The organism is Engelhardtia mirabilis, assembly GCF_007748095.1.
Taxonomy (GTDB): domain Bacteria; phylum Planctomycetota; class UBA1135; order UBA1135.
On the sequence record NZ_CP036287.1, the window covers coordinates 3,843,897 to 3,865,855 of the forward strand.

Consider the following 21,959-nt stretch of genomic DNA (forward strand, 5'->3'; position numbering starts at 1 on the left):
AAGGGTAACGAGCGCCTCGGACGTCCGAGAGGCCCGGGTCTTCCCGGCGTCCGTCACCGGGCGGCCGGGCGTAGACTGTCGGGGTCCCATGCGCCATCGCCACCGCCTCCATTGCGCCGTCCTGGCGGCCGCGCTCGGCGCCGCCTGCGGGTCCGAGCGGGCGCCCTCGGCCGATCCGGGCGCTGGCCCCGCCGCCGGCTCGGCCTCGGGCTCGATCGACCTGCTCGGGGTCGGCCGCGAGGCCTGGTTCGACTTCGATGCTCGCGCGCCGGGGGAACGGGTCCTGCTGGACGCTTCGACCCTGGCCGCGTCGGACTGGCACGGGTCGGTCCGGATCGCGGCCCTCGCCACCCCGGCGGAGCTGGCGGCCTTCGAACAGGGCACGGTCATCCACCCCGACGGATCGATCGAAATGCGCGCGCCGCGTGGGGCCCTGGTCCACTTCCTGGCCCTCGACGATGTCCGGGGGCCGGCCGTGACCTCCATCGAGATCTCCGGAACGATCACCACGCAGGGCCTGACCGGGCAACTGGAAGACGGCTACGCCCGCGTGGGGATCTTCCAACTCGACACGGACACTTGGCCCGGCAGCCCGGCCGGCCTGATCCCCCACATCCTCTCCAACCACTTCGACGACCCCGAGTTCGAGAACAGCCCGCCGCCCACTCCGGTGCGACTGCGCGTGGCGCGCGATCCCCAGGCCAAGGCCATCGCCCTGGTGACCGAGTTCATCGACGAGCGGGGCACCGGCGACGCCGCGGCGCGGTTCGAGCACCTCAGGGTCGCCTCCATGGGACCCGCCGCCCGCGCGCTCGAGGTCGCCGCCGAGGTGATCGACCCGGGGACCAACGGAGACCGCGCGCGGCTGGCGCGCTTCGACGTCGATCTGGTCCACCGCTTCGGCTACGCACTGCCCCTCGGCGCGCGCCTCGTGCTCCCGATCGACGACTTCGCCGGCGCCGGCTCAGTCGAGTTCTACGTGGCCGCCCTGGGGCACGAGCGGAACGCGGAGTGGACAGTCGATGTGACCTGGGCCGACGCGGGCGGCCACGAGACGCGCCTCGCGCGCAGCGCCATCGCGCTCGAAGCCGACGGGGACCCGCACACCCCGCCAGCCGGTTGGCAGCGTGTGGTCGCGTCCCTGCCGGAGGGCGCCGACGCAGGCGCGTTGATCGTCGCCGTCGAGGGAACCGGGCGGGAGGACGAGGCCTGGCCGACGGCGCCACTCGTGGCCTCACCGCGGCTGCTGCCGACCGAACCGACCGAGGACGCGCGGCCGAACGTCCTGGTGATCTCCCTCGACACCGTGCGTGCGGATCGACTGGGTTCCTACGGCGGCGATCCGCGCCTGAGCGGATCCTTCGACACCCTGGCCGAGTCGTCGGTCCTGTTCGCGGATGCCTGGTCCACCGCTCCCTACACGCTGCCGGCCCACATGAGCCTGTTCTCTGGGCAGTACCCCAGCGTCCACGGGGTGCAGCGTCCGAGCTTGCGTCGGGATCGCCAGCGCACGCCGATGCTGGCCGAGCTGCTCGCCGAGCGGGGCTATCGCACCGCCGCCTTCACCGGCGGAGCCATGCTGTTGCCCGTCTTCGGCTTCGCCGCCGGCTTCGAGCGCTACGGCGTGCTCGACCCCTGGTTCCACGAGGAGTCCGAGCGGGTTCAGGTGCTGCTGGACGCCTTCCCGGGCTTCGGGCCCCGTGCCGAAGCCGCCAGCGGCATCGGGGCCATCGAGGCCCAACTCGACCTGTTCGAGGGCGAGCCCTGGCTGCTCTTCCTCCACACCTACGCGGCCCACGAGTTCGACCCGCCGGCCAAGCACCTGGCCGCCATCGACGCCCTCGCGGGACTCCCCGCCGACGACCCGGACATCCGGCTCTACCTGGCCAACGGCCAACCTCCGCCGCCGCCCATCCGCGAGCGGCTGATGCAGCTCTACGACGGGGGCGTGCGCCACGCCGACGAGCTGGTCGGCGTGTTGATGGAACTCCTGCGCGAACGCGGCGAGTTCGACAACACGATCGTGGTCGTGCTCTCGGACCACGGCAAGGAGATCGGCGAGCACGGCGTCGTCGGCCACGGCCACACGCTCTACGAGGAGCTGGTGGAAGTGCCGCTGCTGATCCACGCACCGGGCCTCGCGCCCGCCGTCTCGAACTCGCCGGCCCAGCTGGTCGACGTCCTGCCCAGCCTGTGCGGGCTGTTGGGGATCGGCGTTCCCGCCGGCGTGCAGGGCCGCGACCTGTTCGCCAAGAACCTGCCCGGGCGCGACCGGGGCCTGTGGGCCGAGGTCGACGGAGTCGTGACCATGCGCGCCCGGCGCGAGGGGTCGCGGAAGCTGATCGAACGTCTGGACGAACCGGGAGTCGAGGCGTTCGACCTGGACCGCGATCCCCTCGAGCTCGATCCGGGCGCCGCCACGCCCGACGCCCTGGCGCGCCTGCACGCCTACGCCGAGGAACTCGAGCTGGTCAGGCGGTCCCTGCCCTCCGAGGCCGGCGCCGCGAGCGCCCTGGATGCCGCCGATCGCGCGCGACTGGAAGCGCTGGGCTACATGGTCGCGGAGGACGGCAGTTTCGTACCGCCGCCGTCCTCCCAGAGTCCCGCTTCAGCGGATCGGCCCTGAGGCCTTCGATGGGTCCGCCGCCGACAAGCGCAGCGGCCGACGACGGTCGCTTCAGCGGCGGAAGACAGAGCCCTCGCGCCGCCGTGCGACGCGCAGCACGGCACCGTCTTCGCCTGCGCGCCAATAACCGAGCAGGTGGAACAGGTCCAGGGCCCGCAGGCGGGCAATGCGTCGGTCCACCAGCAGGCCGTCGGGCCGCTCGGGGTCGGGGCTGACTCCCGGGAGCAGCGACAGGAAGCGCTCCAGGCGCATGCCGCGCAGACCGCGTGAGAGGCGCAGCCAGAAGGGGCGGACTCGGCGGCCGATGAAGAAGCCGTCGTTGCCCTTGCCCTGGTAGAGAGGCAGGAGCACGTGGCCGCCGAAAGGTGCGCGGACCTCCCGCTCGCCCTCATGGGCCAGGAGCGCCCCACGGCGCACGGCGTCGAAGTTGGCGAAGCCGGGGGCCATGCGGAAGCGGTGGCCGTCCTGCAGGCCGTGGCGGTGCTGGACCGCGACGAAGCGCGGCAGGCCCGCGGTGACCCGCCGCAGGACCCGGCGCTGTTCGTCGAGCCAGGGCAACTGGTCCTCGTGCAGAAGGCCGGTCGCCACCAGGGTCAGCCAGACGGCGGCCTCCTGGTGGCGGTTGGTGTCGGGATGGAGGTGTTGGCCGCCCTCGACCCCCACTGCGCCGTGGCCGCGCTCGCCGAACCAGGACAACAGGGTGCCCTGGACGCTCTCTTCGAGCCCCAGGATCACCGGCATCTCGAGCTGCAAGGCGATCGCGCGATTGCCCAGCGTGTCCCCCATCAGCGCGAAGGGCGCGCCGGCCGCCGAGGTGGAGTGCAGGTCGAGCAGCAGGGTCGGGTGGGGACTGGACGCGATCTCCGCGGCGATCAGGTCCACCAGCTCGATCAGTTCGCGCTGCTCGGCGTCGCGCTCCTGGGGTGCCGTGGCGCGGGCCAGGGCCAGCCCCTCGTTGGTGAAGGCGCGGTTGAGGTCGCGCTCGATGAAACGCGTGCCCAGGGCCAGGGCCTCGAGGTTGCCGCCCAAGGCCAACAGGCGCCCGCGGGGCACCAGGGCCAGCTCCTCGAGGTTGGCGCAGACGCGCTCGAGCGCCTCGAAGCCCCCGGGCTCATTGCCGTGCATGCCGCCCACGACCACCACCAGGGGGCCCTCGCCGTCGCCGTGGCGACCGATCACGCGCCGCAGGCGCTCGGTCGCAAGGCCGATCTTGGCTGTGGCGTCGTCGCCGCGTTGTTCGCGTCCTCGGTGCAGCACTGGCTCCAGGTTACCGCCTGCCATCGACCGCTGTCGCGTCTCCGATGGAGGTCGATCTCGCGCCTATCGGACCAGACACCCGGGACCGCTCAACCCTGGCGCAACTGATCCATGAACAGCGCCCGGGACACGTCGAGGAAGTCGTGCTCGGTGACGATCCCCACCAGCTTGCCGTCGCGCACCACGGGTAGGCACGAAAGGCGCAGCTCGAGCATCTTCTCGATCGCCTCCAGGGTCGTCATGTCGGGCGGGACCGTGACCGGGTCGGGGCGCATGATCTCGCGCACCGCGACCTGCTCGGCCTTGCGCTGCAAGCCGCGCCCCAGGTACCGCAGCAGCGCCCGGTGGGAGACGATCCCGACCAGCTTGCCGTCGTCGTCCTCCACCGGCACGTGGCGGATGTGCTCCCAGTCCATCAGGCTGGCGGCCAGGTCGACCAGGTCCTCGGGGTGCACCGTGAACAGGTCGGTGGCCATGACCTGCTCCACCGTGCGGTAGCTCTCGCGCCAGTCGCCGCTCTCGCTGGCATCGGCCACGTCCCAGGTGTGGACCGGTTGACCGGTGCTCTCGCGGGCCGCCATGGCGCGCACCAGGGCGCGGTAGCGCGCGTCCTTCGACCCGCTCTTGCCCATGGCCGATAGCGAGTCGAGGGTCCACTGGGCGCCGGTGCGACCGTTGGTGGCGCGCTGCTCGAGCACGCCCAGGAGTCGCTCGATCCCGTCGGCGTCGTGCCCCGAGCGCTCGAGCCCGCGACGGGCCACCGGAATCAGCTCGAGGATCAGATCCGAGGCCGAGACGGTCCGGCCGCCCAGCCAGTTGAAGCGGGCCTTGAGCCCGTAGCGCGCGGCGGCGTTGAAGTTCGCGCGGGCGTCGTCGAAGTCGAGCGCATCGCGCACGTCGCCGATCTCGTCCCCGAGGCCGGACATGAGTCCGAAGAAGAAGGCCGCGTTGGCCATCTCGTCCGTCGGCGTCGGTCCGGCGGGCAGCACGCGGTTCTCGATCCGCAGGTGCGCGATCTCCGTGCCGTCGGGCCGCTTGGTCACGCCGTAGCAGGGCCGGTTCCAGCGGTAGATGGTCCCGTTGTGCAGGCACCAGGCGCGCAACCGCGGCACGCCGCCCGCGTCCAGCACCGCCATCGGATCCTCGGTCAGATCCGTGGCCAGCATCACGCGGAAGCGCGCGATGTCCTCGCGGATCAGCTCGATCACCGACTCCTCGACCCAGCGTTCGCCGAAGCTCACGCGGGTGCGGTGGCTGCGCGCCTGCTCGGCCTGACTGCGGGTGTCGAGGGACTGCTGGAAGAGCGCCACGCGCGTCTCCTTCCAGAGCCTGTGCTGCATCAGCACCGGCGAGTTGACGGCCCCGGCGAGGACCGGCGCGGTGACGAGCTGCGCCAGGTTGTAGAGTCCCGCGAACTCGTCCGGCGCCACCTGGAAGTGGATCTGGAAGCTCGTGTTGCAGGCCTCGAGCATCACGTTGTCGTGACGCATCGACAACTCGTCGTGACCCTTGATCGAGGTCACGAAGGTGCCACCCGCGGCCTGGGTCATGACCCGGTTGAGCTGGGCGTAGCGCGGGCCCGGCGTCATCGCGTCCAGGGTCAGGTGCTCACGCTTGAGCGTCGGCAGGATGCCGGCCAGCACGATCTGCGCCCCCTCGCGGGCGGCTGCCGTGCGCAGCTCCGAGAGACGCACCTCGAGCTCGCGCCCCATGGCCTCCAGGCAGTCGCCGCCGAACTCGCGCGGCGCCAGGTTGACCTCGAGGTTGAACCGCCCGAGCTCCGCGGTGAACCACTCCGGCGAGAGGCGCTCGAGGATCTCCGGTCCGGACAGGACCGGGCTGCCCGAGGGATCGATCAGGAACACCTCCTGCTCGGCGCCGATGCGCCGGATCCCGGTCTCGAAGCGCTGCTCCTCGAGCATCCGCTCCAGGGCCCTCACGTCCTCGAGCAGCGCGCGCGTGAAGACGCGCAGCTGCTCGCTGTCCGACTGCTCGACAACTTCGTGTTCGCCCATGCGGGGGGGGACGCCCGATCGTCAGCGGCGGCACTCGCGGCGGGGTCCGCGGGCCGCCCGGGCGAGCGTGGTCCGAGCATAGCAGCCGCCGTGCCCGCCCGGTCCCGCGCGGATCCGGGGCCGCCGAGGGTGTAGGCTCGTCGCGGATGCAGCCGCCCAGGACCGACGTGCCCCCCGACGACGACGAACTCGTCGCTCGTCTGGTCGCGCACGACGGCCGGTTGCGGCTGCTGCTCGGGCACCTCATGTCGCCGGCCCTGCGCTCGCGCTTCGAGGCCGACGATCTGGCCCAGGAGGTCTGGCTCAGGCTCTTGTCCCGACCCGGTCGGGTCCCCGCGCCCGACCAAGGCCCGTCGGCCCTGTGGGCCTACGTGCGGATCGTGGCGCGCAACACGGTGATCGACGCGGTCAGAGCCCTGCGCGCGGCGCGGCGCGACGGCACCGAGCAGCGCCTGGACCGCAGCCAATGGTCCCGCCACCCGTGGGCCGAGCTGCCCGGCGCCGGCCCCGGACCGGCCACGATGGCGGCGGGCTTCGAGGCCAAAGAGCGCTTGGTGGCCGCATTCCGACTCCTGGAGCCCGAACACCGGCGCGTGATCGGACTGCGCCAATTCGAGGGGCTCGACGCCCGCGCGACGGCCGAGCGCATGGGTCGCAGCGAAGCCGCCGTGCACTCGCTCTACCGCCGCGCGCTGGCGGCCTGGGACCTGGCGGCCCATCCGGGGCCCCCCTGAGTGGCAAGCGAGTCCGAGGTTTCTCCAGTTGGTGCGACGAATCGGCGGCCGACCTACGCTCGGGTCCAGATGCACCGAGACGACGACCTTCCCCACACCGGCGCGGCCCTCGAAGACCTGCTCGACGCCTTGGTGGCCGAGTACTCCGACCGCGTCGCCGCCGGCCAACGGCCCATGCCGACCGAGTACCTGGCCCAGGTCCCGGCCGGGGCGCGACCGGGCCTCGAACGCTGCCTGCGGACCATTGACGCCGGGACCAGCACGCCGATCAACAGCACGGTCCTGCGCCCGGGCACCCAGCTCGGCCGCTATGAGCTGGTGCGCGAGATCGGCCGCGGGGGCATGGCGGTGGTCTGGCTCGGCCGCGATCCGGAGTTGCGGCGCGCGGTGGCGATCAAGGTCCTGCGCCCGGGCCTCGCCCTGGAGCAGACCCACGTGGATCGCTTCAAGCGCGAGGCCCTGGCCGTCGCCCGCCTCAAGCACCCCAACGTGGTCCAGGTCCACGAAGTCGGCGAGTCCGACGGCTTCCACTGGTTGGCCATGGAGTACGTCGAGGGCCCCAGCCTCTCGACGGTGATCGACGCCATCGACTACGAGCGGCCCCTGACGGCGCGGGACCTGGCCCTGGCCGTGGGCGCGGCGCACCTGGCCACCGGCATCGAGACCTTCGACCAGGCCGCGGGTCGCCTTCTGGCGCCGGTGGCCGAGGCGCTCCACGCCGCCCACTCGCTCGGCCTGGTCCACCGCGACGTGAAGCCCTCGAACATCCTGCTGCACCGCGACGGGCGCGCCGTGATCGCCGACTTCGGCCTGGCCAAGGCCGACGGCGAGCCGAGCCTGTCCCTGACCGGCACGACCATCGGCACGCCCCACTACATGTCGCCGGAGCAGGCGCACCTGACCACCGCTCGCGTGGACCATCGCACCGATGTCTACAGCCTGGGCGTCACGCTCTACGAACTCTTGACCGGCGAGCGTCCCTTCCAGGGCGAGAGCTTCCTGGCGGTGGTCGAGTCGATTCGCTCCCAGGTCCCCACCGGCGTGCGCAGCCGCGCGCCCCAGCGCACCAAGGACGCCGCGGCCATCTGCACCCGTTGCATGCAGCGCACGCCCGACCAGCGCTACGACGACGCATCCTCACTGTCCGCCGACCTGCGCTACCTCGAGGCCGGTCAACGCACGATCGCCCTGGCCGTGGGCGGCGGCCCCTGGCGCGAGTTCTGCGGACACATGCAGATGGCCGGCTCGGGTCTGCCCTACGAGTACCGCTCGGCGCGCACCGTGCTCGGTTGGCCGCTGGTTCACATCATCTCCGGTCCCCGTGTCCCCGGCTCGACCAAGCGCGTCGCGCGCGGTTGGCTGGCCATGGGGCCGAAGGCGGTGGGCTTCCTGGCCGCCGGTCAAGTCGCCATCGGTGCGCTGGCCTTCGGTGGCATCGCCCTGGGCGCGATCAGCGGCGGCGGGCTCTCCTTCGGCGCGCTTGCGACCGGCGGCGTGGCCATGGGTCTGATCACGGCCGGCGGCGTCTCGATTGGACCGATCCTGGCCATGGGCGGCATCGCCGTCGGCTGGGTCGCCTTCGGCGGCCTGGCGATCGGACACTGGGCCGGAGGTGGAACGACGATCTGCAAGCACCTGATCGACGACGAGGCCGATTGGGAGGCCTTCAGCCAAGCTCCCACGCTGGTCGCGAAGCTGGCCGAGTGGTGGACGACCCCCTGATGGTCGGCAAGGCCGGGCGCCAGCGGCATACTCCGTGCGCCATGTCCCCCACCACCGCCGCCGACCGACCGCTCTTGATCTGTGTCTACTGCGCGTCGAGCGAGAGCTCCGACGAACGCTACCGCCAGGCCGCCCACGAACTCGGCGGTCGCCTGGCCCTGGCCGGGCACCGGATCGTCTACGGCGGAGGTGCGCGGGGTTCCATGGGGGCACTGGCCAACGGCGCCCTGGCGGCCAGTGGTCAGGTGACCGGCATCATCCCCAGCTTCATGGTCGAGCTCGAGTGGGCTCACCCGGGCCTCGCGGAGCTTCGACAGGTGGAGAACATGCGCGAGCGCAAACACCTGATGCTGCACGAGAGCGACGCCGTCGTGGCCCTGCCCGGAGGCTGCGGCACCTTCGAAGAGTTGTTCGAGGCCATGACCCTCAAGCGCCTGGGGCTCTACGCCGGTCCGATCGTGATCGTGAACACGCTGGGCTACTACGATCGCCTGATCGGCTTCCTCGAGCAGTCCGTCGAGGAGCACTTCATGCGGACCGAGCACCTGGGCCTGTGGACCGTCGTGGACGAGCCCGGCCAAGTGCTCGATGCAATCCGCGACGCGCCGCGTTGGGACGAAGCCGCCCGGGGATTCGCCCAGAGCTGAGATCACTCCCCGGGTCGGATTCGTTTCGCCCCGGAGCGGTCGGTTGCTAGCTTGCGCCCCGTGTCCAGCCTCGTCCGCTCCGATCGAGCCCCGGCGACCTCCCCGGTCGTCGTCCGTTGTGGTTCGGACGGCGCCTGCGCCGTGCTCGCGTGGAGGCCACGCCCAATCGACGACGGCTCGCCAGCGCCGGAAGAGGAGAACGAGGACGCGGCCCTGGTCCACAACGACGGGCGACGCACCGTCGTGGCCGTCGCCGACGGCGCCGGTGGCCACATCGGAGGCGCGCAAGCCTCGCGACTGGCGATCGAAGTGCTCGCAGACGCCCTGCAGCGCAGTGACGATTCCACCGATCTGCGCCCCTTCATCCTCGACGCGTTCGAGCGCGCCAACGTCGGCATCCGCACCCTGGACGTGAACGCGGGTTCGACCCTCGCCGTGGCCGAGTTCGACGGCTCGCGGCTGCGGACTTACCACGCCGGCGACAGCGAGGTGCTGGTCGTCGGGCAGCGCGGCCGCCAGCTCTACCGCACGGTCAGCCACGGCCCCACCGCCTACGCGGTCGAAGCCGGCGTCCTGCACCCCGACGACGCCCTGCACCACGACGAGCGTCACGTGATCTCCAGCGCCCTGGGCTTCGACGAGCTGCGGATCGAGCTGGGACGCTTCGAGCGCCTGCCCGACCGTGCCACGGTGGTGGTCTCGTCGGACGGCTTGACCGACAACCTGACCACGGACGAGATCATCGCGATCGTGCGCCGTGGGCCCTTGCTCGGCGCCGCCCGCAAGCTCGTCGAGCTCGCCGCGAGTCGCATGGCCGACGCCGCAGGGGAGGGGCCGTCGAAGCCCGACGACCTGAGCCTGATCCTCTACCGGCCCCGAGCCGACCGCGAGACACTCGCGGCCGCGATCGACTCCGCTGCCCTCACCACTCCACCGTCTCCAGGTGGTTCCGCAGGTGGCGCACGGTCGGGAAGCGCTGGCTGACCAACTGCCGGCGCTGGCCGCGGACGATGTCCTTCACCACCTGCGGTTGGTGCTTGTAAGCCTTGACCCCGCCGACCAGATCGAGCAACAGGCGCGTCAGGTCGATCACGTCGTCGCGCTTGGAGGTCGCCAGGCCGTAGCCGCCCCAGTGGAACAGGTCGAGCACCTTGACCTCGAAGCGCATCCCGCGCCGCCGCACGATCACGTTCTGGTCGTGCAGGTCCCCGTGGTAGACGTCGGCCGAGTGCATGGCTTCGAGCCCGCAGGCCAGCTCGTGCAGTAGGGCCAGGGCCTCGAAGGTCCCCAGGCGCTGCTTGGGTTGCTCGGCCACGAACGCCGAGAGGATGCGCCCTTCGACCAGCTCACTGACCAGGGCGGTGATGTGTTGGCCGCGCCAACGCAGGGTCTCGGTGTGGTGGTACTGGACCACCATCGGCACGTGCCGCAGCCGCTCCAGCTTCAGGGCGTAGCGCGTGATCGCGCGGTCGCGCTCGTTGCGAGCCGGATAGAAGAGCTTCGCAGCGCGGTGGGCGCCGGTGCGCCGATCGACGACCCGATAGACCTCGCCCTCCCAACCGCCGCCCAGGCGGTCGGCGATCACGTAGCTGTTGCCCAGCACGCGGCCAGGCTTGAGGTCGAAGCTCTCGGTAGTCGTCATGACCGTCGGGCCGACTATCGAATCCGCACGCGACGGATCGCGCAAGGAGCAAGCGCCTGCTCAGGGCCGACCGACGCCCGCGGTGAAGATCCTGACCGCCAGGTCCGGAGCGTCGACGCCGCGCCCGACCGCCACGGCGAGGGCGTGTTCGGTGCCCACGTCGCTGACCTCGAACTGCCAGGCCGAGGGGTCGTCACCGAGCACGGCGTCAAATGCGACATCCACCGGCGCGCCGCACTCGACCTGGAAGGCGAAGGCGTCCAGCGGCAGGGTGATACCGGTCCCGCGCGCCTTCAGGTAGCTCTCCTTGAGGGTCCAGTAGCGGAAGAAGCGCCGGCGAAAGGCCTGCTCGTCGACCTCGCGCTCCAGGCGTCCGCGCTCGGCGGGTGCAAATTTGGCGGCGGCCAGCCGGCGCAGGTCGTTCTTGCGCCCGATCCACTCGACGTCGACGCCGATCGCCGGCACGGTCGAGACCGCCACCGCGACGAGTCCGCGGGTGTGGGACAGATTGAAGGCCAGTCGGCGGGTGTCGGCATCCAGGCCGGGCGTCCTCGGGTCCACGTCCGGACGGCCGTGTTCGCCGACCGAGAAACGCCACTGGCGCGGCTCTACGGGCGCGTAGGCCGACAGGGCGCGGCGCACCAGGGCGTGGGCGCTGGTGTAGGTCACCTGCGGCTCCGGGCGCAGGAAGCGGTCAGCCCGGGCCCGCTCGGCGTCGTCGAGGAGGTCACGCCCGGCCAGCCCGCCCAGGGCCTCGGGGGAGCCCAGCCAGACCTCGACGGCCCGCTCCAGACGCGCCGGATTCCCCTCGGGGAGGTCGTTCACCGGTGGTCCAGCGGCTACTGCCAGCGGAAGCGGCTGGCTGCGATGGCGAAGCCGACCACGGCCCAGACCGCCAGGACGACGATTTGAGAGGCGACGTCGACGAGACCGGCACCTTCGTTGACGATCGCGCGCAGCCCGTCGTTCAGGGCCGTGAGGGGCAGCAACCGGATGGCGAAGTGGGTCACCTCGGGGAAGCGCTCGTAGGAGAAGAAGACCCCCGAGAGCATCCACATGGGGAAGGTCGCGAGGTTCAGCCAGCCATTGGCGGCCTCCACGCTCGAGACCCGCGCCGCGATCATCAGGCCGATGGCTCCGAAGGACGCCGTGCCGAGCAGCGAGACCAGCGCGAAGGCCGGGACCGATCCGCGGATCACGATGTCGAACACCAGCCAGCCGAAGAGCAGCAGCAGGGCCACCTCGACCACCAGGAACAGCACCCGCGACAGGAACGTCGCCAGGATGAAGTGCCAGCGGCGCATGGGCGTCGCGGCCAGGCGTTTGAGCTGCTTGCGCTTGCGGGCCAGGACGATCGAGTAGCCCACGCCCCACAGCGTCGACGACATCAAGGACATGCCGATGATGCCCGGGAAGAGGAAGTCGATGTACCGGGCGCCGGGGGCGGTCAGATGGACTTCACTTGAGGGCAGCAGATCGGAGCGTCCGAGGGCGCGCTGCAGGGCGTCGTCGACGATCACGCGGGCCGCCGCGGAGGCCTCGCGGGTCGGGTCGTACTCGTAGACCAGGGCCCGCGAATCGCCCTGCGCGGCCCGCACCACCAGGTCCACCGCGCCGATCCGCAGGGCGCGTGCGGTCTCGACCTCGCCGTCCGCCACCAGGTCGATCAGGGCCTCCGTGGACCCCTCGCCGTCGATCGCGGACAGGCCCTGGACCAACCAGGCCGGCGCCTGCGGCTCCAGACCGACGCGCGGCAGGGTGCGGCCCCGTTCGCGGAAGGCCAGGCCCAGGGCGAGGGCCAGGATGACCGGGAACCCGAAGGCCCAGAAGACCGCACCCGGCTCGCGGATGAACTCGCGGAAGCGGGCCACGGTCAGCTCGACGACCGGGTTGGGTTGGCGCGAGGCGTCAGCCATCCCTCAGGTCCTTGCCGGTGAGGTGCAGGAAGACGTCGTCCAGGGTCGCGCGGTGGGTCGCCAGCTCGAGCAGGCGCGCCCCGCTCGACTCGATCAGCGCCAGGGCCGCGGGCAGGACCTGGGCCACGTCCTCCACCCGCAGCACGTCGTGCTCGCCGCGCCGCTCGGCCGAGCTCACGCCGGCCAGGCCGCCCAGGTCCACCGCCACATCGGTCCGCAGCCGGATCACCTGACTGGCGCCCAGGTTGGCGATCAGCCCGTCCGGGGTGCCCTCGGCGATCACTTTGCCGGCGTCCATGATCGCCAGGCGGTGGCACATCTGGGCCGCCTCCTCCATGTAGTGGGTGGTCAGGATGACCGTGCCGCCGTCGTCCAGATAGCGCCCGATGACATCCCACAGCCGCCGCCGGGCCTGGGGGTCGAGGCCGGTGGTCGGCTCGTCCAGGAATAGCAGCTCGGGGTCGCTGACCAAGGCACAGGCCACCGCCAGGCGCTGGCGCTGCCCGCCCGAGAGGTTCGACACCCGCGTGCCGCGCTTGGGGCCCAGGTCGACGAGGTCCAGCACCTGGTCGACGGTGCGACCCTGGCGGTAGAAGCTGCGGAACAGCCGCGTGACCTCGGCCACGGTGAGCTTGTCGGCCAGCTCGGTCTCCTGCAGCGCCACGCCGATGCGCTCGCGGATCTCGTCGTCGCGGCCGGTGCCCCAGCTCAGACCCAGCACCACGACCTCGCCCGAGGTCGGCGCCTGCAGGCCTTCGAGGATCTCGACCGTGGTGGTCTTGCCCGCGCCGTTCGGGCCCAGGAGCCCGAAACACTCGCCCCGCCGCACCTCGAGGTCCACGCCGCGCACGGCTTCGACCTCGCCGAAGTGCTTCACGAGCCCCCGGACGAGGAGGGCGCAGTCCGAATCGTCTGCCATGCGCGGATGCTCGGCGGGCCGAGGGCGCACAGAGTGCCGGCCGCCTCCACGTGGCACCAGCCCCTGGCCGGGTGCAGTTCCGTAGGCGTTCGTACGGTGCCAGGCAGAAAACCGCCGCCTATTCGGGAGCCGATCTGCCCCCTTCGGCGGCAGATCGGCTCCCGAATAGGCGGCGGTTTTATGCCTGGCACCGTACGAACGCCTACGGAACGCCACGGCAGACCAGGGACGCGTCTGGCCCCCCCGCCACGGGCACGCTACGGTTGCTGCGCGCGACCCGCGTGCACCCCTCCCCATGGGCCCCGAGGCCATTCTCGTCCTCCTGCTGCTGGTCAGCGTGCTGCTGGCGCTGGCGCTGACCAAGCTCCCGCCGGACGGCGTTCTGATCACCGCCCTCACGGTGGTGCTGGGAGTACCGTTCCCCGTCGACGGTGGCTGGCGCATCGGGCTCTTGGAACCGTCCGAGGCGCTCGCGGGCTTCGCCAATCCCGGGGTGGTGACCATCGGCCTGTTGTTCATGGTCGTGGCCGGCCTGCGCGAGAGCGGCGCCATCGATTGGATCGCCGAGCGCGTCCTCGGTCGGCCGGCCAGCCTGCGCGCGGCGCTGATCCGCATGATCGTGCCCGTCTCCACGGTCAGCGCCTTCCTGAACAACACGCCCGTGGTGGCGATGTTGATCCCGGCCCTGGGCGATTGGAGCAAGCGCCTGAACCTGCGCCCCTCCAAGCTGATGATCCCGCTCTCGTATGCGGCGATCCTGGGCGGGCTCTGCTCATTGATCGGCACCAGCACCAACCTGGTCGTCTCGGGCCTGGTCCTGGCCGACACGGAGATGACACCCCTGGGCATGTTCGACGTGACCAGCGTGGGTCTGCCCTGCGCGGTGATCGGGGGCCTGTACCTGGTGCTCTTCGGCCCGCGCCTGCTTCCCGACCGCGGGTCCGCCGCCAGCGCCCTGGCCGATCCGCGTGAGTACACCCTCGAGATGATCGTGCCCGAATCCAGCGCGCTGGTGGGCAAGTCGATCGAAGAGGCGGGGCTGCGAAACCTGCCCGGCTGCTTCCTGGTCGAGATCGAGCGCGGTGATCAGATCATCGCCCCGGTGCTCCCCGACCAGGGCCTGATGGCCAACGATCGCCTGCTCTTCGCCGGCATCGTCGAGTCGATCAAGGAGCTGCAGAATCAGCGCGGCCTGGCCCTGGCCACCAACCAGGTCTTCAAGCTCGATTCGCCGCGCTACCGCCGACGCCTGTACGAAGCGGTGGTCTCCCAGACCTGCCCCCTGGCCGGTCGTACCATCCGCGAGGGCAAGTTCCGCTCCGTCTACGGCGCGGCGATCATCGCCGTGGCCCGCAACGGCGAGCGCATCCGCAAGAAGATCGGCGACATCATCCTGCGCCCCGGCGACACGCTCTTGATCGAAGCCGGACAGGACTTCGGCGAGCGCCAGCGCAACAGCCGCGACTTCTACCTGGTCAGCGCGATCGAGGACTCCACCCCCCGCCGCCACTCCCTGGCGCCGGTGGCCCTGGGCATTCTGGTGGGGATGGTCGGCCTGGCGACCTTCACCTCGGCCGGGATGTTGGTCGCAGCCGCCGTGGCCGCCCTGGCCATGGTCGTGACGCGCTGCTGTTCCTGGAGCGAGGCGCGGCGCGGCATCGACTGGTCCACGCTGCTGGTGATCGGCTCGGCCCTCGGCCTGGGGCGCGCCATGGACCGTACCGGCGGCGCCGACGCGATCGCCAACACCGTCATGGGCCTGGCGGGCTCGAGCCCCTGGCTGACCCTGGCCGCGGTCTACCTGGTCACGGCCATCCTCACGGAGACGATCACCAACTCCGCAGCCGTCGCCATCGCCTTCCCCATCGCCCACGCGGCCGCGGACGAGCTGGGCGTGAGCTTCATGCCCTTCGTGATCGCGATCATGATCGCGGGCTCCGCCAGCTTCGCCACGCCCCTGGGCTACCAGACCAACCTGATGGTCTACGGCCCGGGCGGCTACCGCTTCGGCGACTTCTTCAAGATCGGCATCCCGCTGACCGTGATCGTCGGCGTGATCGCGGTGACCCTGGCGCCGATGGTCTATCCCTTCTTTCCCTCCTGACCATCGGCCGAGCCTCGTTCCGCTCTCGAGCCGCCTCGCCCTCGTGGGCCAGGTGAACGCTCGTTAGAGTGCCCCAGCGGCGCGACCGCCGGCCCATGGACACCGAACACGACCCCGACCAGGAGCCGACGCGGGCGTCGGCCGACCCGACCCGCGGACCCGTCGAGGCCGGACCGTCACCGTCTGGGCCACGGCCCGCCGGCGGCGAGGATCCGGACAACCGGAGTTCGGGATCGAGCGCGGCAGGAGCGGAGGGTTCGGCGAACGACGGCCCCACGAGCGGAGCGCTCGAGTTGCGTCCCCCGCCGGCGCCGGTGGTGAGGGTCGAGCTCACCGTCGCCCCGCGGGTGCACTTCGCGCTGGAGCAGAACGGGATGCCGCTGGTCCGTCGACTGCGGATCGAGCACCTCGGCGAGCGGGCCCTGCACGACGTGGTCGCCACCGTGACCCTCGGCGGCGAGCGCGCGGAACCGCTGGAGCTGCGCCTCGATCGCCTGGACCCCGGCGGCGTGTGGGAGGTCGACGACCTGGCCCTGCGCCTGGACCCCGAGCGACTGCGGGCCCAGGAGGAGCGCGAGATCACGGAGTTGCAGGTCCAGGTGCAGGCCCGGCGCGGGGTCGTCGGTGGCGCCGGCGCGCGGGTCGAGATCCTGGCCTGGAACGAATGGCCGGGACTGGGCTTTGCGCCCGAGCTGACCGCGGCCTTCGTGCTGCCCAACCACCCGTCGCTCGACGTGGTGCTGACCCGCGCGGCGGAGCACCTCTCCGCGGCCACGGGTTCGCCCTCCCTCGACGGCTACCAGAGCGCGGGACGACAACTGGCGATCGTGGCGGCGGTGTGGGCGGCCCTGGCCGAGCGCGGCATCGTCTATGCCGAGCCGCCGGCCAGTTTCGAGCGCGACGGACAGAAGGTCCGCCTGCCCCACCGGGTGCTCTCGGGAGGCCTGGGCACTTGCCTGGACCTGAGCCTGCTCGCTGCCGCTGCCCTCGAGCAGGCCGGTCTGCACCCACTGGTGGTGTTCCTGCGTGGGCACGCCTTGGTCGGCGTGTGGATGGGCGACGAGAGCTTCCCGGAGGCGGTCGTCGAAGATCCCTTGCGCCTTCGCAAGCGGGTGCAGATCGGTGCCATCGCGGTGCTCGAAGCCACCGGCCTGGCCCAGCGGCCGGCGTCGACCCTGGCCCAAGCGCGTGAGGCGGCGGGCCGCCGACTGGACGACCTCGAGTCCTTCGAGTGCGTGATCGACGTGCGCGCCGCGCGGCGCGTGGGGATTCGTCCCCTCGCCACGCGTATCACGGACGAGGGCGAGGTGCCGGAGGTTGGCGATCCGGTGCGCATCGCGATGGAGGCCGAGCTGTCGACCGCGGTCCGTCCGCTCGCTGCCGCGCCTGCCTTGTCGCGCCCGATCGAGGCCCCGACGACGCAGGAGCCCCAAGCCTCCGCCGACCGACGGCTCGCGAGTTGGAAGCGGCGGCTGCTCGATCTGTCCCTGCGCAATCGTCTGCTGAACTTCCGCGAGAGCAAGCGCACCGTGCCCCTGACCTGTGCCGACGTGGCCGGGCTCGAGGGCGCCCTGGCCCGCGGCGGGAGTTTCGCGCTCTTGGCCGCGGACGACCACGCGCGCACGCCGTCGTCCTCCAGCGGCGCAGCGGGCGAAGCACACCGGGCCTACCTGGCCGAGGAACTCGCGGCGGGCCGATTGCGCGTGCCCCTGGGCGCGGACGAACTCGAGAAGCGCCTGCGTGAAGTGCACCGCGGCGCGCGTCTGGCCCTGGAGGAGTCCGGCGCGGGCACCCTCTACCTGGCCCTCGGTTTCCTCGAGTGGCGCGACGCCGCGGCGCCGGAGCGGCTCCTGCGCGCGCCCCTGCTGCTGCTGCCGATGGAGCTCGAACGCCTGCCCCTGGGCCGCGGCTGGCGCCTGCGCGGAGCCGACGAGGAGCCGCGCATCAACGACAGCCTGCTCGAGAAGCTCGCCGCCGACTTCGGGCTCGATCCGGCACCCCTGGCCCGACTCACCGAGGACGACGCCGGTCTGGACGTGCCCGCCGTACTCAAGCGCTGGCGCGAGACGATCCTCGATCGCGACGGCTGGGACCTGGTCGAGGAGGCCTGGGTCGGCCTGTTCTCCTTCGCGAAGCTCGTGATGTGGCGCGACCTCGAGGCGCGGCGCGACGAGCTGCTCGAGAGTCGCTCGGTGCGCTTCCTGGTGGAGCGCCCGGATGAGGCCTTCGACGACGGCAGCGCCTTCCCGTCGCCGCGGCAGTTCGACGCGAACCAGCCGCTCGAGGACCTGTTCCTGCCCCTGGACTCGGACTCCTCGCAGATGACCGCGGTGCTCGCCGCCGCCCAGGGCCGCACGTTCGTGTTGGAGGGTCCACCGGGGACCGGCAAGAGCCAGACGATCACCAACTTGATCGCCAACGCGCTCGGTCAGGGCAAGCGCGTGCTGTTCGTGGCCGAGAAGCGGGCCGCCCTAGAGGTCGTCAGGCGACGACTCGAAGCGATCGGCCTGGGGCCCTTCTGCCTCGAGCTGCACTCGAACAAGATCGCCAAGCGCGAGGTCGTGGCGCAGCTCGGGCGCGCCTTGGACGCGGCGGCGGCAGCGGGTATCGATCCGCGGGCAGCCTTGGCCACGCCACTGGCCCGCGTACGCGACGAGTTGGCCTCCCACGCCGACGCGCTGCACGGGCGCGGGCCCCTGGGTCGCTCGCTGTTCGAGGTGCTCGGCCGACTGCTCGCGCTGGACGAGGCGCCGCGCGTCGCGATTCGCCTGAGCGACCCGGCGGCCCTCGGCGCCGAACAGCTGCGCGATCTCGTGGCGCGGGCCGAGGACCTGGCGCGAGCCGCGGACCTGGCCGAGCCGGGCGCCGACCATCCCCTGGACGCGATCCATCGCACGGAGCTCGGTCCGGCGGCGCGGGCCGAGGTCGAGTCCGCCTGTGCGCACCTGCGCGGTCCCCTGGCGGAGCTGTGCGCAGCCGCGCGAGAGCCGTTGCAGGCCCTCGGCCTGTGGACCGACCACGGACCGGGACCGCAACCCTTCGACCCGTCGGGCGCGCAGATCGCGGCGGCCCTGGAGCTGGCCGAGTTGCTCGCCGCGGGGCCGGACCCGGGCGCGGCCCTCCTTTCGGAACCCGGATGGGAGGCCGCGGCGGCCAGGCTCACCGACGCGATCGGGCGCGCCGAGCAAGCCCTCGCCAGGCGTGCGAGCTTGCTAGCCCGCTGGGACGAGCGGCTCCTGGAACGCGACACGGCCGCGCTCCTGGACCGCGTCGAGGCCATCGGTCGTCGCTCGGTTCTCACGCGCTGGTGGGTCGCGCGCGGTCTGCGCGCGGAGCTGCGTCCCCTGCGTCGGGCCAGCGAGGTTCCGGGCCTGGTCGAGCTGGCCGGGGAGTTGCGCGAAGCCCGGGCACTGCTCACCGAAGAGGCCGAACTTGCCCGCACCGAAGCCGCGCGGCTCCTCGGTACCGGCTGGAATCGCGACGGCGAAGCCTTGCGCCTCGCGCGCTCGCGCGTCGAGCGCGCCGGTCGCCTACGCGCGATGCTGGCGGCCCTCGGCGGCGCCGACGTGGAGCGCACCGCGCGACTGCGGACGCGCTGGTGCGAACTCGGCGGACCCCAGCGGGACCTGCTCGCCCCCGGTGAGCCCCTGGCGATTGCGTTCACGAACCTGGCGCAACGGCGCGCAGCCTTCGAAACACCCTGGGCGGCCCTGGCCCGACTGCTCGCCATCGACGCGGCCGCCGTGCGTGGCACGCGCGACGAGTTGCCGCTCGGTCTCGGCGTGGACAGGCTGCTCGACGCCCTGCGTGACGCGGGCGCGCGCCTGCGCGATTGGTGCCTGTGGCAGGCCGCGCGGGCCGCGGCGCGCCCGACGGTCCTGGCGCCCATCGTCGAGGCCCTCGACCGCGGCCAGCTCGATCCGGTCCAGACCCCTGGCGCCTGCGAGCGCTCCCTGCTCGAGGCCTGGACCATCGCAAAGGTGGAAGCCGACGACGGCTTGCGACGCTTCCACGGAGTGGAGCACGGTGGCCGGGTGGCGCGCTTCGAGCGCCTCGATCGCGATTGGTTGATCGCCACCCGCCAAGCCCTCGCGGCGCAACTCGCGGCCGCGATTCCGAGCGCGGGCGACGCGACCTCCCCCAACAGCGAGGTCGGCATCCTCCAGCGCGAGCTACGCAAGAAGCGCGGCCACCTGCCCGTGCGCCGACTGGTCGAGCGCCTGCCCAGGCTCCTGCCGCAGCTCGCCCCCTGCGTCCTGGCCAGTCCCCTCTCCACGGCGCAGTTCCTGGACGCCGGGCTGGCGCGCTTCGACCTGGTCGTGTTCGACGAGGCCTCGCAGATCCCGGTCTGGGACGGGGTGGGCGCCATGGCCCGCGGCCTCGCCGCGGTAGTCGTGGGCGACAGCAAGCAGCTTCCGCCGACGAGCTTCTTCAGCGTCGGCGACGACGACGAGTTCGATGCGGACCCCGACTACGAAGAGCTCGAGAGCCTCTTGGACGAGTGCGTTGCGGCGCGCCTGCCGCGCCTACGCCTGGGCTGGCACTACCGCAGTCGCCACGAGAGCCTGATCGCCTTCTCGAACGCGCGCTACTACGAGGGCAGTCTGGAGACCTTCCCCGCGCCCGGCGGCACACGCGCTGGTTTGGGCCTGCGCTGGCACCACGTGGCGGCGGGCGTGTACGACCGCGCCGGCACGCGCACCAATCGGATCGAAGCCGAAGCCCTGGTGGCGCGCACCGTGGAGCTGCTGGAGGCCAGCGACCCCGCCAGCGACTCGGCGCCCAGCGTCGGCATCGTGGTCTTCAGCCTGCCGCAGCAGCATCTGGTGGAGGAACTGCTCGAAGTCGCCCGCGACGGGCGCGCCGACCTGGACCCATGGTTCGACACCGCGCGCCTCGAACCGGTGCTGGTCAAGAACCTCGAGAACGTCCAGGGCGACGAGCGCGACGTGATCCTGCTCGGCGTCGGCTACGGGCCGGATCCGACGGGCCGCATGAGCATGAACCTCGGGCCGCTCAACCGCGCCGGGGGCGAGCGCCGCCTGAATGTCGCGATCACCCGCGCGCGGCGGGCGCTCGAGGTCTTCTCGAGCTTCAGCCCCGAGCGGATCGACCTGCGCCGAACGGGTGCCGCGGGGGTGCGCGACCTCAAGAGCTACCTGGAGTTCGCCAGCGGTGGGCAACTGCCCCACGGGAACGTCGAGGGCAATACGGTCCCCACCGATGGGGTCGCCGAGCGCCTGGCCGCCGCCCTGCGCGCGCGGGGTCATCGGGTCGCGCAACGGGTGGGCTGCTCGACCTTCCGCGTGGACCTCGCTGTGGCGTCGCCCGAGGACGCGGAGCGCTACGACTTGGGCCTCTTGCTCGATGGCGCTGGCTACGCCTCCGGCGCCACGGTGCGCGATCGCGACCGGCTGCGCGGACAGGTCTTGGCGGCACTGGGCTGGAACCTGGAGCGCGCTTGGAGCCTCGACGTCTGGACTGATCTCGCGGGGTTGGTGGATCGGCTCGAGTCGCGCCTGGAGAGCCTGCGCGCCGCGCCCCGTATCGATCCCGAGGTGGTCGAAGGGATGGAGCCGGATCAGGTGCGCGAGGCCGAAGCGTCGACGGGCGACTCTCCAGAGCGCGAGGATGACGGGAACTTCTCGGTCGATGCGAACGACGACACCACGCGCATCCGTTCGGCACCTCCCGCTGGGCCGGTTCCCGAGCTGGCGCCCGAAGAACCGAAGCCAGCTCCCGGTGCAGGCACCGCGGCAATCGGCGACTACGTCCCAGCGAAGCTGCGCTCGCGGGTCTCGCGCTCCGAGCACTTTTACGCAGCGAGCGAAGTGCCGCGGCTGGCGGAAGCCCTGGGCCAGGTGCTCGAGGCCGAGGCTCCGGTGCACTTCGAGCTGGCCGCACGACGCGTGGCCACCGCCTGGGGCGTCAAGCGCGTCACCCGGCGCGTGCTCGAGCACCTGACCGGTGCCCTCGCGGCCCTACCGCGCACGCCAGTCGAGCTGCACGGTTTCCTGTGGACCGATGTCGATGCGCCGGCCGAGTGGACCGGCTTTCGTGGCTCACCCCCGGGGAGCGCGGCCCGCGAGGCCGACGAGTTGCCGCTCGAGGAAGTCGCCTGCGCCGCGGCCCACGCCCTGGCTCAGAACGTCTCCCTACCGGTGTCCGACCTGCTGCGCGAGACGGCCCAGCTGTTCGGCTTCACGCGCCTGGGCTCCGTGGTCGAGGCGCGCATGTTGGCGGGGGTCGAGCTGCTCGAAAGCCGTGCCGGCTGTCGACTCGAGGACGGCCGCGCGTACCTGCCGGATTGAGCGGCGCGTGCCGTCGGGCGCTCGCCCGAGCCGCAGCAGTCACACTCCCGCCCGAGGACGACGCAA

The 21,959-nt window shown here is 71.9% G+C and carries 13 protein-coding genes; 7 read left to right on the forward strand and 6 right to left on the reverse strand.

Going from position 1 to position 21,959, the window contains the following annotated elements:
* Positions 1-88 precede the first annotated feature (88 nt).
* Positions 89-2,626, forward strand: coding sequence for a sulfatase (locus Pla133_RS14275; RefSeq protein ID WP_145066363.1), 2,538 nt, complete (start codon positions 89-91; stop codon positions 2,624-2,626).
* A gap of 51 nt (positions 2,627-2,677) precedes the next feature.
* Here Pla133_RS14275 and Pla133_RS14280 read toward each other — a convergent pair whose 3' ends face one another.
* Positions 2,678-3,883 carry a succinylglutamate desuccinylase/aspartoacylase family protein gene (locus Pla133_RS14280; RefSeq protein ID WP_419191536.1) on the reverse strand — a complete coding sequence of 402 codons (1,206 nt, stop codon included), beginning with the start codon at positions 3,881-3,883 and terminating at the stop codon, positions 2,678-2,680.
* A gap of 89 nt (positions 3,884-3,972) precedes the next feature.
* The gene (locus tag Pla133_RS14285; protein WP_145066367.1) at positions 3,973-5,898 is read right to left on the reverse strand and encodes a CBS domain-containing protein; all 1,926 of its coding nucleotides are present in this window, start codon (positions 5,896-5,898) and stop codon (positions 3,973-3,975) included.
* Positions 5,899-6,044: 146 nt separating this feature from the next.
* Here Pla133_RS14285 and Pla133_RS14290 point away from each other — a divergent pair, with 146 nt between their 5' ends.
* The 4 genes from Pla133_RS14290 to Pla133_RS14305 all read left to right on the forward strand — a co-directional run bounded on the left by Pla133_RS14290 (position 6,045) and on the right by Pla133_RS14305 (position 9,985).
* Entirely contained in the window at positions 6,045-6,632 is a 588-nt protein-coding gene (locus Pla133_RS14290; protein WP_145066369.1) for an RNA polymerase sigma factor, read from the forward strand.
* A 69-nt stretch (positions 6,633-6,701) separates the two neighbouring features.
* A complete protein-coding gene (locus Pla133_RS14295; protein ID WP_145066371.1) occupies positions 6,702-8,354 on the forward strand; it encodes a serine/threonine-protein kinase in 1,653 nt (550 codons plus the stop codon).
* Positions 8,355-8,395: 41 nt separating this feature from the next.
* The gene (locus Pla133_RS14300) at positions 8,396-9,001 is read left to right on the forward strand and encodes an LOG family protein (RefSeq protein WP_145066373.1); all 606 of its coding nucleotides are present in this window, start codon (positions 8,396-8,398) and stop codon (positions 8,999-9,001) included.
* A gap of 60 nt (positions 9,002-9,061) precedes the next feature.
* Positions 9,062-9,985 (forward strand): PP2C family protein-serine/threonine phosphatase, encoded by a 924-nt coding sequence (locus tag Pla133_RS14305; protein WP_419191537.1) that lies wholly within the window; start codon positions 9,062-9,064, stop codon positions 9,983-9,985.
* On the opposite strand, the gene Pla133_RS14310 is transcribed toward Pla133_RS14305, so the two are convergent.
* Genes Pla133_RS14310 through Pla133_RS14325 form a run of 4 tightly spaced genes read right to left on the reverse strand, consistent with a single transcriptional unit; the run spans position 9,924 to position 13,478 of the window.
* Positions 9,924-10,643 carry a protein kinase domain-containing protein gene (locus tag Pla133_RS14310; RefSeq protein WP_145066377.1) on the reverse strand — a complete coding sequence of 240 codons (720 nt, stop codon included), beginning with the start codon at positions 10,641-10,643 and terminating at the stop codon, positions 9,924-9,926. The two genes, Pla133_RS14305 and Pla133_RS14310, sit on opposite strands and share 62 nt — an antisense overlap.
* Positions 10,644-10,703: 60 nt before the next feature.
* On the reverse strand, positions 10,704-11,468 hold the full coding sequence (locus Pla133_RS14315; RefSeq protein ID WP_145066379.1) for a 4'-phosphopantetheinyl transferase family protein: 765 nt from the start codon (positions 11,466-11,468) through the stop codon (positions 10,704-10,706).
* Between the two features lie 14 nt (positions 11,469-11,482).
* Positions 11,483-12,559 carry an ABC transporter permease gene (locus Pla133_RS14320; RefSeq protein ID WP_145066381.1) on the reverse strand — a complete coding sequence of 359 codons (1,077 nt, stop codon included), beginning with the start codon at positions 12,557-12,559 and terminating at the stop codon, positions 11,483-11,485.
* Complete coding sequence (locus Pla133_RS14325; protein ID WP_145066384.1) at positions 12,552-13,478, reverse strand: ABC transporter ATP-binding protein; 927 nt, start codon at positions 13,476-13,478, stop codon at positions 12,552-12,554. The genes Pla133_RS14320 and Pla133_RS14325 overlap by 8 nt, the downstream gene beginning before the upstream one ends.
* Positions 13,479-13,773: 295 nt before the next feature.
* Between Pla133_RS14325 and Pla133_RS14330 the strand changes: the two genes are divergently transcribed.
* Together Pla133_RS14330 and Pla133_RS14335 are read left to right on the forward strand one after the other, a co-directional pair.
* Entirely contained in the window at positions 13,774-15,582 is a 1,809-nt protein-coding gene (locus tag Pla133_RS14330; RefSeq protein WP_145066386.1) for an SLC13 family permease, read from the forward strand.
* Between the two features lie 95 nt (positions 15,583-15,677).
* A complete protein-coding gene (locus tag Pla133_RS14335) occupies positions 15,678-21,893 on the forward strand; it encodes a DUF3320 domain-containing protein (RefSeq protein WP_145066388.1) in 6,216 nt (2,071 codons plus the stop codon).
* Positions 21,894-21,959: the final 66 nt, after the last annotated feature.